The sequence below is a fragment of the Streptomyces sp. NPDC060049 genome (assembly GCF_042736715.1).
GTDB lineage: Bacteria > Actinomycetota > Actinomycetes > Streptomycetales > Streptomycetaceae > Streptomyces.
The window spans coordinates 87,791-100,787 of the sequence record NZ_JBHWVV010000003.1; the positions used below are offsets into that span (position 1 = coordinate 87,791).

Consider the following 12,997-nt stretch of genomic DNA (forward strand, 5'->3'; position numbering starts at 1 on the left):
CTCACACCTCTCCGTCGGCCGACTCGTCCGAAGGCCACGGATCGCGCATCCACAGGTCGTCGGCGGGCGTCGGCGCGAGCAGCTCGGCCAGCGCCGCGTCGAGGCCGAGCCGGTCGGCCTCGGTGCCGGGCGGCACGACCCGCAAGGTCCGCTCCAGCCAGGCGGACACGGACGTGGCCGGCGCCTCGAGCAGGGCGTCGCCGTCGGGGGAGCTGAGCGCCATGCACAGGACGGCCTTGCGGTCGATCTTCGTGGGCCAGATCCGCACGTCGCCCTGGCCGCACGGGCGGAACACCCCTTCGACGAGCAGCTCGCGGGCGAAGGTCCAGTTGACCGGGGTGCTGGAGCCGGTGTGGAAGGTGATGTGGACGGCGTACGGGTCGTCGGTGAGGTAGAGCAGCCGGGCCGGGACGGCGATGCTGCGCTCGGGGGAGAGGACCAGCTTCAGTTCCAGCTCGCGTTCGATGACGGGGTGGTGCATGACGGCCTCACTTCGGTGCGTGTGCGTGTGCGTGTTCGTGTGCGTTGCCGGGCGGTGCGCGGGGCCGGAAATCGGCCCCGCGCCTGGAGAGAGCGTCGAAGTGCCCGGTGATGACGCGACTTCGCGGGGCGAGGTGCGGATTGGCCGAATTCTGTCGAGTGACCGAAATCGTGCGGAGGAGACCGCATTCGCTCGAAGGCTTGCATTCTCCCGTTACCGGACCTGCCGGGGGGCGGTTCTTGGCTATGGTCCACACCTGCGCAACCCTCAAGCCACGATCGGAGTTGGGGACATTGACGGCCTCCCCTGGTGACGGCGAGCACGCGGCCCGCGAGGGCTACTACCCCGATCCGTCCATCCCCGGGTACGTCAGGTTCTGGAACGGCCTGAACTGGGTTCCGGGTACGAGCCGCCCCGCGGTCACGGCCGACGAGACGGGTCCGGTGTTCCTCGACGAGACCGGAGCGAGCCCTGCTCTGCCCGAGCCCGAGCCCGAGCCGGAACCCGATCCGGAACCCGAGCCGGAACCGTGGCGCGAGGCCGTCCGCGCCGGTGCGGCGGAGCCCGAGGCCGCCGTGTGGCAGGCCGATCCGCTCCACCAGTCCGGCTTCGGCGGGCCGCGCGACCACCGGGTGTCCTGGGGGAACGAGCCGCCCGCCGCCCGCCCGGCCGGGATCTCGCTGGCCCGCACGCCGGTCACCGCCCGGGTCTCCGGCTCCGCGGCCCCGGAGGTACTCGGCATCCTGTCGGCCCGCTCCCCGGTCAGGCCCGCCGCCCCCGCGCCCGCCGCCCCCGCGCCTACCGCCCCCGCCCCGGCTCCCGCTCCGGTGTGGCCCGCCGCCCCGGTGTGGCCGGCCGAGCCCGCGGCCCGGGCCCGGCCGGCGGCGAGACCCGCGGTGCGCCCGGCACCCGCGGTGCGCCCGGCACCCGTAGAGCGCGCCGCCCCGGCCGCGGCCCCCGTACCCGCCGCCGCGCCGCCCGCGGCTTCCGCGCCCTCGCCGACCGCCGTCCTCCCGCCGGCCGCCGTACCCCCGCCGGCCGCCGTACCCCCCTTGCCGGCCGTGCCCCGGTCCGCAGCCGGGCGGGCCGTGTTCGAGCGGATGGCCGAGCGGGCCGTGCGTCCCGCCGGGCTCGCGCGGCGCGCCGTGGCACGGTTCCTGGACTCCCTCGTACTCGGTGCCTTCGCGATCGGGATCGCACTGCCCCTGGTGCCCGAGGTCACCGCCCACCTCCAGGCCAAGGTGGACGCGGCCCGGGTGAGCGGGCGGACCACGACCGTGTGGCTGTTCGACGGCGCCGTCGCGGGCCGGCTGGCCCTCGTCCTGGCCGCCGTCCTCGTCTTCGGCGTCTTCTACGAGGCCCTGCCCACCGCCCGTTGGGGCCGCACCCCGGGCAAGAAGCTCCTCGGCGTGCGCGTCCTGTCCACCGTGACGCTGCGCCCGCCCACCTTCGGCGCGGCGCTGCGCCGCTGGCTCGTGTACGCCCTTCTGGGCCTCCCGGGGGCCCTGTGGGCCCTCGCGGACCGTCCCCGCCGCCGGGCCCTCCACGACCGCGCCGCACGGACGTACGCGGCCCGCTAGCCGGTCCGTCCCTGACCCGTCGACGGGCCCTCCGCCGGCGCCGGCGGGCCCGCCCGCGTCCGTGCGTCCCCCGGACGGACGCGGTCCCGTTGCGGGCCGGGCCGGGACGGGTTCGACTCGGGCCATGAGCACCGACCAGCCGCCGCCGGGCGAGCCGCCCGAGGACGACCCGTTCCTCAAGAAGCCCCAGGAACCGACGCCCCCGTCGGGTGGTTCGCCGTACGGCTCGCCGCCCCCCGGCGGAGGCGGAGGCTTCCCGCCTCCCCCGCCCCCCGCGGGTGGCGGAGGCGGAGGCTTCCCGCCACCTCCGCCCCCTCCCGGTGGCGGAGGCGGCTATCCACCCCCGCCACCCCCCTACGAAGGCGGCGGAGACCCGTACGGCGGTGGCGGCGGCTACGGCATGCCCGACCCGCTCGCCGGGATGCCCCCGCTCGCCGACTTCGGCAAGCGTCTCGCCGCACGCGTCGTCGACGTGCTGATCATCGCGGTCCCGCTGTTCCTCATCCAGCTGGCCGTCGGCGACCGCAAGCGCTACTCGGTCGAGACGAACGACGGCGAGGACGTCACGGAGGTCATCACCAGGTCCTACAGCGGCAGCGGCCTGGTCATGACGCTGATCTCGATCCTCGCCTACGTGGGCTACGACTGGTGGTTCACGAAGAAGAACGGCCAGACCCTGGGCAAGAAGTGGCTGGGCCTGCGCGTCGCGATGCTCAACGACGGCAGCGTCCCGCAGTCCGGCGCCGCGCTCGCGCGCGCGGCCGTGCTCTGGCTGCCCACACTGATCTGCTGCTTCTGCCTGTGGCCGATCGCACTCGTCATCTCGATCCTCGTCGACAAGCCGTACAAACAGGGCCTGCACGACAAGGTGGCCAAGACGGTGGTGGTCCAGTCGACTGCCTAGTGCACCGCTGACGCGGCATCACCCAGGCGTACGCAGCTCAGCGCGCGGGCGGTCTCCCCACCGGGGAGGCCGCCCGCGCGGCGCTGTGCGCGGCCGGGCGGGCCGGTGACGGGTCAGTGGTGCACGGGGTGTTCGACCGCCGCCACGTCCTGCGGCACCGTGTCGGGCACCGGCGAGGCGGTCCCCGGCCGGGTCGCGGCGTGCCGCCCGCGGCGGCGGGGGACCGGGACGGTGAGTGCGACGAGGAGCCCGAGGACGAGCGCGGCGGCGGAGATGACCGCGACGCCGAGTCCCGTACTCGTCTGCGAGAGCAGCAGCATGGCGATCGTCGACACGATGACGGTGGCGGACCCGTAGGCGAGCTGTGCGGCAGTCGGACGCGGCATGACGATTTCCGTCCTCGAAGCGGGAGGGGGAGTCGGCCCGGCCAGGTCTTGAGCCGAGTGACTCTTACGACGGTGGATGCCCGAGGGGAACTGTCGGTAAGCGCGACCTAACCCATCTGACGCGTGGCGACGGAGCACAGGGGGCGCACGGGGGTCATTCTCCGGGCCGGTGCGAGCGCGCGCGGAGGGGGCGTAGAGGGGATGTAGAGGGGGCGTAGAGGTGGGGCGGGGCGGGTGGTGAAGGATGGAAGGTGCCGGTGTGCCTCCCGGGAGGGCGCCGGGACGCACCCTTCGTCCGCTATGGCCGGGGAACGTCCGAATAGCGGAACTGACTGACCGCATAGTGCAGTTGTAAGGAACAAGTCAAGGTCTGTCTTTTCTTGCGACTCTCTTGTCAAATGTCGTCACTTGAGACGCGCGCCGCACGGAACCCCCCGCTCCTATGGAGACGTTCCGCACCACTTCGCGGCCGCGGGAGGGGAACGACATCAAGTGACCAGCAACTCCGTCAGAAGACGCGCGCTGCGCGCTGCCGCAGTCGGCGTGACCCTGGCCGCCACCGCGGCCACCGGTGCGGCCTTCACCATCGCCCAGGCCGACCCGGGTCTGAGCGTGCCGACCGCGGACCGCCAGGACCCGACCGCTCCCTCCAAGGAGCAGGTCAAGCACAACCTCAAGGGTCCGTTCAGCGACCAGCAGGAGCAGGCCAAGAAGGCTGCCCTGGAGCAGGTGCTGACCGGCAAGAAGGGCGTCGAGCAGCGCGGCGCCTCCAAGGTCGTCAAGCTCGACGACAAGAAGTACGTCGAGCTCGGCCGTGAGAAGACCGACAAGATCTTCACGATCCTCGTCGACTTCGGCGACCAGGTGGACAGCACCACCATGTTCGACCCGGACGGCCCGGGCGGCCCCAAGCCGCCCGCGCCCAAGTACGGCGGCAACGCGGGCCCGATGCACAACCAGATCGCCCAGCCCGACCGTGCGGTGAACAACAGCACGGCCTGGCGCAAGGACTTCAACCGCGCGTACTTCCAGGACCTGTACTTCGGTACCGGTGCGGGCAAGAACTCGCTGAAGACCTACTACGAGAAGACCTCCTCCGGTCGCTACTCGGTCGACGGCGAGGTCGCCGACTGGGTCAAGGTCCCGTACAACGAGGCCCGTTACGGCTCGAACTACTGCGGCCAGACCAACTGCGCCAACGTCTGGGACACGGTCAAGGACGGCGTGACCGCCTGGGCCGAGGGCCAGAAGAAGGCCGGGAAGACCGACGCGCAGATCAAGGCGCAGCTGGCCCAGTACGACCTCTGGGACCGCTACGACTTCGACGGCGACGGCAACTTCAACGAGCCCGACGGCTACATCGACCACTTCCAGATCGTCCACGCGGGCGAGGACGAGTCGGCCGGCGGCGGCGTGCAGGGCACGAACGCCCTGTGGGCGCACCGCTGGTACGCCTACGGCACGCAGGCGGGCAAGACCGGCCCGGAGAACAACAAGGCCGGCGGCACCCAGATCGGCGAGACCGGCATCTGGGTCGGCGACTACACGATGCAGCCCGAGAACGGCGGCCTCGGCGTCTTCGCGCACGAGTACGGCCACGACCTGGGCCTCCCGGACCTCTACGACACCTCCGGTGGCGGCGAGAACTCGGTCGGCTTCTGGTCCCTGATGTCGGCGGGCTCCTGGCTCGGCAACGGCAAGGACTCCATAGGCGACCTCCCGGGCGACATGAACGCCTGGGACAAGTTCCAGCTGGGCTGGCTGAACTACGACACGGCCAAGGCCGCGACGAAGTCCACCCACAAGCTGGGCGTGGCGGAGTACAACACCAAGGACAAGCAGGCGCTCCTCGTCGAGCTGCCGAAGAAGCCGGTCAAGACCGAGATCGTCGCTCCCGCCGAGGGTTCCACCCAGTGGTGGAGCAACATGGGTGACGACCTCAAGAACACCCTGACCCGCTCGGTCGACCTGACCGGCAAGACCTCCGCGGCCCTGTCCCTCAAGGGCTGGTGGGACATCGAGGCGGAGTACGACTTCCTGTACACCGAGGTCTCCACGGACGGCGGCGCCAACTGGACCGCCCTCGCCGGCACCGCCGACGGCACCGACCTCCCGGTCGACGCCTCCGGCAGCCCGTCGCTCACCGGCGTCTCGGGTGCCTGGAAGAACCTCAACTTCCCGATGGACGCCTACGCGGGCAAGAAGGTCGACCTCCGCTTCCGCTACCAGACGGACGGCGGCGCGGGCGGCAAGGGCTTCACGGCCGACGCCCTCACCATCACGGCGAACGGCGCCACGCTGTTCTCCGACGGTGCCGAGGCCGGCGACAACGGCTGGACCGGCAAGGGCTTCTCCCGCGTCGGCAACGGTTTCACCAAGGAGTACGCGCAGTACTACCTGGCCGAGAACCGCCGGTACGTGTCGTACGACACCACCCTCAAGGTGGGCCCGTACAACTTCGGCTTCACCAACACGAAGCCGAACTGGGTGGAGCACTACCCCTACCAGGACGGTCTTCTGATCTGGCAGTGGGACACCTCCCAGAAGGACAACAACACCAGCCAGCACCCCGGCGCCGGTCTGATCCTTCCGATCGACGCCAACGCCAAGCCGATGAAGTGGTCGGACGGCACCCTGCTGCGGAACAAGATCCAGCCGTACGACGCCACCTTCAGCGCGTACTCCACGGATGCCTTCACCCTGCACAAGAACGGTGAGGCGCTGTTCCTGAAGCCGAAGCCCACCAACCTGGTCTTCGACGACCACAAGGGCAAGTACTACTACGACGAGAACCCGACCGGCTCGGTGAAGGTCACTGACACCAACACCAAGATCAAGATCGTGAAGGAGCCGTACGACGGTCTCCAGATGACGGTCGAGGTCGGCCCCGCCGTTAAGTAATTCGGTAAAGCCGCAGGTCAAAGCATGATCGGCCGTCGCCCCTCTAGCGGGCGGCGGCCGATCGCGTTTAGATGCGTGAGCTGAGTTTCTTATTGACGGGGGAGATGAAGACATGCCCGGTGGAGGTTTCGTCCGATTGCCTGGCGGCAGCGTGGTCGTCGCGCTCACGCTGCCCAGACCGGCCGTGGAGGGCTCCGCGGCAGGCGCGGCGGAGTGCTCCGAGGAGGGCGGAAACGTCCGCGTGCTGGTGCACGCGGCGAACCGGGCCCGCGCCCTGACCAGGCTGCGGAACCTCGGCATGCGCGCCGTCTACCTGCGCGGCAACGCCCACCCGCCGACCCCGGACGAAGTCACCGCCGTCCTGCACCACCCCGACGGCCTGCTGTGGCGCTGCGCGCCGGACCGGGCGGCGGAGCTGTGGCACCCCATCCGGGCGCTGCTGGGCCGCGCGTAGCGGGGTCGTGCCCGGGAGGGCCGCCGGGAGCGGGAGCGGGAGCGAGGGCGAGAGCGGGGGCGGGGCGCCGTCAGGCGAGCTCGAAGCCGAAGCTTCCGCCCACCCGCGCGCCGTCGTCGTCGCGGGCGGTCCACCACTCCACGGTGTAGGCGCCCGCCGGGAGCCGGCCGCCCAGGGTGTGCCCGAAGCTGTAGGCCGGCTGCCGGGTCCCGCGCATGCGGAACTCGAGCAGCGCGGTGCCCTCGGGCGTGCGGACCTCGGCCCCCGCCGTCAGGGGCAGCTCGTCGGCGTGCCCCGGGGACGTCCGGGCCTGACCCGACCACACGAAGGTCGGCTGCCAGCCCCCGTCGGCCGCCGCCAGGCTGATCGTGCCGCGGCCGCGGAGCGAGGGGTGGTCGGCCGGGGTGCCGTCGTCCGCCGGGCCGGTGAACCTGAACATCACGGATCGCCTCCTTGTCGCAGGTGTTGACCCGCGACACGTTTCCAGGCTTCGCGATCTTCCGCAGGAGGGTTTCGCGGCTTTGACGGAAATCCGCCCCAACTTGTCCGGTGTGCTCCGGCGCCGCGCCCGCTCCCGGCCTCAGTCGGCCACGACGGGAGTCCCGGACAGCTCCACCCCGGCCTCGCGGAGCTCGGCCAGGGCCCGGGTCGTGGTGTGCGGGGCCACCCCGGCCGTCAGGTCCAGCAGCACGTGGGTGCGGAACCCCGCGCGCGCCGCGTCCAGGGCCGTGGCCTTGACGCAGTGGTCGGTGGCGATGCCGACCACGTCGACCTCGGTGACGTGCCGGTCCCGCAGCCACTCCGCGAGCCCGTGGCCGTTCTCGTCCGCCCCCTCGAAGCCGCTGTACGCAGCCTCGTACGCCCCCTTGTCGAAGACGGCCGCGACGGCCCCCGAGGCGACCGCGGGAGCGAAGTTGGGGTGGAAGCCCACTCCCTCCGTCCCGGCGACGCAGTGGACCGGCCAGGAGGTCTCGTAGTCCGGCTGGGCCGGCGGGTGCGCGAAGTGGGACCCGGGATCGACGTGGTGGTCGCGGGTGGCGACGACGTGCCGGTAGCCCGCGGTGGCCTGCCCGACGAGCTCGGTGATGGCGGCGGCCACGTCGGCCCCGCCGGTGACCGCGAGGCTGCCGCCTTCGCAGAAGTCGTTCTGGACGTCGACGACGATCAGTGCGCGGTGCATGTCCGGTGCCCTTCGGCTCGGTGTGTGGTGAGGGGGACCCCGCGGGGGCTCTTCCCCCGCCCCGCCCCTCCTCGAAACTGGGGCGGCGCCCCGGACCCCTCGCGGGCCCGCCCGGGGCCCCGGAGCCCGGACCGCGGCGGGCCGGATGTCCGGGGCGCCGTCCGCGTACTACACGTACTCGGTCGGGATCACGGCCTCGCCCCGCGAGAGCTGCGTCGCGGACAGGGGCAGACGCGCCAGCGCTTCGCGGTGGCGGTCGCGGACCGTCTCCAAGGACTCGCGGGCCACGACCTCGCCCCCCTTGACCAGCTGGACGAGGAGCTGTGTGTCGGCCAGCGCCGCGGGCACCGGCCCCGTCCCGATGACCTCGGCCTCCGCGATCCCGTCGGAGTCGACCCGCCGCGCCGCCCACTTGCGGCCCCCGATGGACGTCTTGCCGCCCGAGGACTTCTTCGCCACCGAGACCAGCGGCGCCTTCACGTCCGCCGAGGCCGCCCGCGCCACCAGCTTGTAGACCATCGAGCACGTCGGGTGCCCGCTGCCCGTCACCAGCTGCGTGCCCACCCCGTACGCGTCGACCGGAGCGGCCGCCAGCGAGGCGATCGCGTACTCGTCCAGGTCCGAGGTGACCACGATCCTCGTCGCCGTCGCACCCAGCTCGTCCAGCTGCTGGCGCACCCGGTGCGCGACCAGCAGGAGGTCCCCGGAGTCGATCCGGACGGCGCCGAGGTCCGTCCCGGCCACCTCCACGGCCATGCGGACCGCCTCCGCCACGTCGTAGGTGTCCACCAGCAGCGTGGTGCCGCTTCCCAGTGAGGCGACCTGCGCCGTGAAGGCGTCCCGCTCGGTGTCGTGCAGCAGGGTGAAGGCGTGCGCGCTCGTACCGACGGTGGGGATCCCGTAGCGGAAGCCGGACGCCAGGTCCGAGGTCGAGGTGAAGCCGCCGACGTACGCGGCGCGGGCGGAGGCCACGGCCGCCAGTTCGTGCGTGCGCCGCGCGCCCATCTCGATCAGCGGCCGGCCGCCGGCCGCCGAGGACATCCGGGAGGCGGCCGCGGCGATCGCCGAGTCGTGGTTGAGGATCGACAGGATCACGGTCTCCAGCAGCACGCACTCGGCGAAGCTGCCCTCGACGCGCAGGACCGGCGAGCCGGGGAAGTAGACCTCGCCCTCCGGGTAGCCCCAGATGTCGCCCGAGAAGCGGTAGGAGGCCAGCCAGTCGAGGGTGCGCGCGTCGACGACGGAGCGTTCGCGCAGGAACTCCAGTACGGCGCCGTCGAAGCGGAAGTTCTCCACCGCGTCGAGCACCCGGCCGGTCCCCGCGACCACGCCGTAGCGCCGTCCCTCCGGCAGCCGCCGGGTGAAGACCTCGAAGACCGAACGCCGGTCGGCGGTGCCGCTGGCCAGCGCGGCCTGCAGCATCGTGAGCTCGTAATGGTCCGTGAAGAGCGCTGTCGACGGCACGTCCACCGGCAGGCCCAGGTCCGCAGGGTTCATGTGACGGATGCTAGCGCACATCTCGTCAAAGTGACGAGATGTAGGGGCCCGTTTGTGCGACAGGCCCCCGGCAGTGGCAGCATGGGACGAGTGAGTGTTGCTCCCATTGAGATCGAACGCACCGAATCGGCCGAAGAGACCTTCGCGGTCCCCGAACCCGACGTCCCGTGGGTGACCCTGGTGCACAACGACCCGGTCAACCTCATGAGCTACGTGACGTACGTGTTCCAGGCGTACTTCGGCTATTCCAAGGACAAGGCGAACAAGCTGATGCTCGACGTCCACCACAAGGGGCGGGCCGTCGTCTCCAGCGGCAGCCGCGAGGAGATGGAACGCGACGTGCAGGCCCTGCACGGCTACGGGCTGTGGGCGACCATGTCCCAGGACCGCAACTGATGGGGGGCGTGTTCGAAGCCCTCGACGGCGGTGGCGGCGCTGCCATCGCGCTGGACGAGATCGAGATCTCGATCCTGCGCTCGCTGGCCGTGCAGCTCCTGGAGCTCATCGGCCCCGGCGAGCCCGAGCCCGACCCGCAGGCCGATCCGCTAGCCGCGCTCTTCGCCGGCTCCGACGGCCCGACCGAGCCCCCGTCCGACCCCGCCCTCGCCCGGCTCTTCCCCGACGCCTACGGCGGCCCGGACACCGGCCCGGGCGCCGACGAGGCGGAGCTGCGCGCCCATTCGGCCGAATTCCGCCGCTTCACCGAGAACGACTTGCGCACCCGCAAGCGGGAGGACGCGCTGGCCGTCGTACGGAGCCTCGACGGGCTCACCCCGGCCGCCGACGGGGCGGCCGTCCTGGAGCTCACCGGCGAGCTGCCGCTGCGCTGGCTCGGGTCCCTGAACGACCTGCGGCTCACCATCGCGGCCCGCCTCGACATCACCGAGGACGACGAGAGCGCCGCGCTCCTCCGGCTGCCGGACGAGGATCCGCGCAAGCCGATGGTGATGGCGTACCTCTGGCTCGGCGGTCTCCAGGAGACCCTCGTCGAGACCCTCTGAGCGATCCTCCGGGGAACCCTCTGAAGATCCTCAAGCGGAACGTCGGTTCGCTCAGCGGACGCTCAAATCCGGATAACGATCAGATCACCACGATGTGGTGATCTGTTTCGTTTGTGGAGCCTATGTCCGTATTTTTTTGCGGCCTGCGTCACATTTTCTCCCCTCGGCCACCCGTAAGCACGTGATAAATCTTCACGACCGCCGACGGGGCGCCACCCATGCCCCCCGGCCTGCTTGAACCGGCTGACCGCCGGCGTGCAACTCCATCCGTATCCGGGGGGATCGAGGACCCGATCCGCAGCCAGTGAAGGCGCGGGTCGGCGTGGAGAAAGGCGCACCAGACATGACCTCCGTACAGGTCGACGAGCAGCAGCACGACACCACCGGGAGCGGCGGCGAGGGGTACCACCGCGCACTCGGGGCCCGCCAGATCCAGATGATCGCGATCGGCGGCGCCATCGGAACCGGCCTCTTCCTGGGAGCCGGCAAGGCCATCTCCAAGGCCGGACCGAGCCTGATCCTGGCCTATGCCATCGCGGGCCTGGTCATCTTCTTCATCATGCGGGCCCTGGGCGAACTGCTCATGTACCGCCCGGTGTCCGGGTCCTTCTCGGACTACGCCCGGGAGTTCCTCGGCCCCTTCTGGGGTTATGTGACCGGCTGGACCTACTGGCTCTTCTGGGTGGTCACCGGCATCACCGAAGTCACCGCGGCCGCGCAGTACATGGCGTACTGGACCCACGACAGCTTCCCGCAGTGGGCGTACGCGCTGATCTTCACCGTCATCCTCTACGGCGCCAACCTGATCTCCGTGAAGCTCTTCGGCGAGCTGGAGTTCTGGTTCTCCATGGTCAAGGTCACCGCCATCGTCGGCATGATCCTGATCTGCGCCGGCATCCTCACCGTCGGCTTCTCCGACGCCGCCGACACGGCGACCGTCACCAACCTGTGGAACGACGGCGGCTTCTTCCCCAAGGGCATCGGCGGCACGCTGATGACCCTGCAGATCGTGATGTTCGCCTTCCTCGCCGTCGAGCTGGTCGGCGTCACCGCCGGCGAGTCCAAGGACCCCGAGAAGACCCTGCCCAAGGCCATCAACACCGTGCCGTGGCGCATCGCCGTCTTCTACGTCGGCGCCCTGATCATGATCCTGTCGGTCGTCCCGTGGCACGAGTTCCAGCCCGGCGTCAGCCCCTTCGTCGCCGCCTTCGAGAAGATGGGCCTCGGCGTCGGCGCCGCGATCGTCAACTTCGTCGTCCTGACCGCGGCCCTGTCGTCCTGCAACTCCGGCATGTACTCCACCGGCCGCATGCTGCGCGACCTCGCGCTCAACGGCCAGGGCCCGAAGTTCTTCACGAAGCTCACCAAGAGCGGCACCCCGCTGGTCGGCACCACCTTCTCCGCCGCGCTCATGCTCGTGGGCGTCTGGATCAACTACGTCGCCCCCGGCAAGGCCTTCGACTACGTCGTCTCCTTCGCCACCATCTCCGGCATGTGGGCCTGGATCATGATCCTGGTCTGCCAGATCCGCTACCGGGCCGCCTCCGACCGCGGCGACCTGCCGAAGTCGCCGTTCCGCGCCCCCGGCGCCCCGTACACGAGCTACTTCGCCCTGGCCTTCATCGGCATGGTCATCGTGATGATGGGCGTCGACAAGGACGCCCGCGTCTCGCTCTACTGCGCCCCGCTGTGGGGTCTGCTGCTCGGCGTCGCGTACCTGGTGATGAAGTCCCGCGACCCGCGCGGCGCCGCCTTCACCAAGGCCTCGTAACGGCCCCTTCGAACCGTGGTTCCCGGCCGCCTGCCGCGGCCGGGAACCACGCTCTCGCGGCCGCGTCGCCGGCCGCGCGAGTCCAGGATCCGGGCCCTCCCGTACCACTCCTCGGTACGGGAGGGCCCGTCTGCTTATCCTGTCGCTCATGCTGACCCTCACCCAGGCCCTGTACGACCAGATCGTCGCGCACGCCCGTCAGGACCACCCCGACGAGGCCTGCGGCATCGTGGCCGGCCCGGCGGGCGCGGACCGCCCGGAGCGGTTCGTGCCGATGCTGAACGCGGCCCGCTCGCCCACGTTCTACGAGTTCGACTCGAAGGACCTGCTGAAGCTCTACCGCGAGCTCGACGACCGGGACGAGGACCCCGTGATCGTCTACCACTCGCACACGGCGACCGAGGCCTACCCCTCGCGCACGGACATCACCTACGCGAACGAGCCGAACGCGCACTACGTACTGGTCTCCACCGCCGACAAAGACGGCCTCGGGGAGTTCCAGTTCCGCTCGTACCGGATCGTCGAAGGCGTGATCACGGAGGAAGAAGTACGGGTGGTCGAGGCCTACTGAAGGCCCCGAAAAGACCGGCGCATGAGCTACTGCCCAGTATGTGAGCGGTATTCGTCCACGATGTGGGATCACACTCCAAACCAGGGACCGGGAATCGTTAACATGACCGCATGGTTCCCCATGACGTGAGCATCGAGACGCCCAGCAGGCTGCTGCTTGTGGCGCGGCTGCACGTCGACCTGTGCCGCCTCGCCAGCGCCATCTGTCCGGCCTGAACGCCGCCGGCCCCGCGCGGGGCCCGCGCGCTCACGCCCGCCTTCGCTTCGCCCGC

14 protein-coding genes are annotated in these 12,997 nt (G+C 70.8%); 9 read left to right on the forward strand and 5 right to left on the reverse strand.

Annotated features, from left to right (window positions below):
- Position 1 precedes the first annotated feature (1 nt).
- Positions 2-481 (reverse strand): SsgA family sporulation/cell division regulator, encoded by a 480-nt coding sequence (locus ACFWBY_RS05655; RefSeq protein ID WP_385343911.1) that lies wholly within the window; start codon positions 479-481, stop codon positions 2-4.
- 293 nt (positions 482-774) lie between these two features.
- Between ACFWBY_RS05655 and ACFWBY_RS05660 the strand changes: the two genes are divergently transcribed.
- Together ACFWBY_RS05660 and ACFWBY_RS05665 are read left to right on the forward strand one after the other, a co-directional pair.
- Entirely contained in the window at positions 775-2,061 is a 1,287-nt protein-coding gene (locus tag ACFWBY_RS05660; protein ID WP_385343908.1) for an RDD family protein, read from the forward strand.
- A gap of 124 nt (positions 2,062-2,185) precedes the next feature.
- Positions 2,186-2,965, forward strand: a complete 780-nt coding sequence (locus ACFWBY_RS05665) for an RDD family protein (protein ID WP_385343905.1) — start codon at positions 2,186-2,188, stop codon at positions 2,963-2,965.
- 113 nt (positions 2,966-3,078) lie between these two features.
- On the opposite strand, the gene ACFWBY_RS05670 is transcribed toward ACFWBY_RS05665, so the two are convergent.
- The gene (locus tag ACFWBY_RS05670) at positions 3,079-3,351 is read right to left on the reverse strand and encodes a hypothetical protein (RefSeq protein WP_385343902.1); all 273 of its coding nucleotides are present in this window, start codon (positions 3,349-3,351) and stop codon (positions 3,079-3,081) included.
- A gap of 492 nt (positions 3,352-3,843) precedes the next feature.
- On the opposite strand from ACFWBY_RS05670, the gene ACFWBY_RS05675 reads away from it, so the two are divergent.
- Together ACFWBY_RS05675 and ACFWBY_RS05680 are read left to right on the forward strand one after the other, a co-directional pair.
- A complete protein-coding gene (locus ACFWBY_RS05675; RefSeq protein WP_385343899.1) occupies positions 3,844-6,252 on the forward strand; it encodes an immune inhibitor A domain-containing protein in 2,409 nt (802 codons plus the stop codon).
- A 112-nt stretch (positions 6,253-6,364) separates the two neighbouring features.
- Entirely contained in the window at positions 6,365-6,706 is a 342-nt protein-coding gene (locus ACFWBY_RS05680; protein ID WP_385343894.1) for a hypothetical protein, read from the forward strand.
- Between the two features lie 70 nt (positions 6,707-6,776).
- Here the strand turns inward: ACFWBY_RS05680 and ACFWBY_RS05685 are convergent, their stop codons facing one another.
- From ACFWBY_RS05685 to ACFWBY_RS05695, 3 genes are all read right to left on the reverse strand, one after another.
- Positions 6,777-7,145, reverse strand: coding sequence for a hypothetical protein (locus tag ACFWBY_RS05685; RefSeq protein ID WP_385343891.1), 369 nt, complete (start codon positions 7,143-7,145; stop codon positions 6,777-6,779).
- Between the two features lie 141 nt (positions 7,146-7,286).
- Positions 7,287-7,886, reverse strand: a complete 600-nt coding sequence (locus ACFWBY_RS05690) for an isochorismatase family protein (protein ID WP_385343888.1) — start codon at positions 7,884-7,886, stop codon at positions 7,287-7,289.
- Between the two features lie 168 nt (positions 7,887-8,054).
- Entirely contained in the window at positions 8,055-9,383 is a 1,329-nt protein-coding gene (locus ACFWBY_RS05695; RefSeq protein ID WP_385343886.1) for a nicotinate phosphoribosyltransferase, read from the reverse strand.
- An 81-nt stretch (positions 9,384-9,464) separates the two neighbouring features.
- Here ACFWBY_RS05695 and clpS point away from each other — a divergent pair, with 81 nt between their 5' ends.
- From clpS to ACFWBY_RS05720, 5 genes are all read left to right on the forward strand, one after another.
- A complete protein-coding gene (clpS, locus tag ACFWBY_RS05700) occupies positions 9,465-9,779 on the forward strand; it encodes an ATP-dependent Clp protease adapter ClpS (RefSeq protein WP_385343883.1) in 315 nt (104 codons plus the stop codon).
- On the forward strand, positions 9,779-10,384 hold the full coding sequence (locus ACFWBY_RS05705; protein WP_385343880.1) for a DUF2017 domain-containing protein: 606 nt from the start codon (positions 9,779-9,781) through the stop codon (positions 10,382-10,384). Before clpS ends, ACFWBY_RS05705 begins: the two co-directional genes overlap by 1 nt.
- A gap of 343 nt (positions 10,385-10,727) precedes the next feature.
- The gene (locus ACFWBY_RS05710) at positions 10,728-12,155 is read left to right on the forward strand and encodes an amino acid permease (protein WP_385343878.1); all 1,428 of its coding nucleotides are present in this window, start codon (positions 10,728-10,730) and stop codon (positions 12,153-12,155) included.
- Positions 12,156-12,303: 148 nt separating this feature from the next.
- Positions 12,304-12,726 (forward strand): Mov34/MPN/PAD-1 family protein, encoded by a 423-nt coding sequence (locus ACFWBY_RS05715; RefSeq protein WP_385334274.1) that lies wholly within the window; start codon positions 12,304-12,306, stop codon positions 12,724-12,726.
- A 110-nt stretch (positions 12,727-12,836) separates the two neighbouring features.
- The gene (locus tag ACFWBY_RS05720) at positions 12,837-12,941 is read left to right on the forward strand and encodes a putative leader peptide (RefSeq protein ID WP_385334276.1); all 105 of its coding nucleotides are present in this window, start codon (positions 12,837-12,839) and stop codon (positions 12,939-12,941) included.
- Positions 12,942-12,997 lie beyond the last annotated feature (56 nt).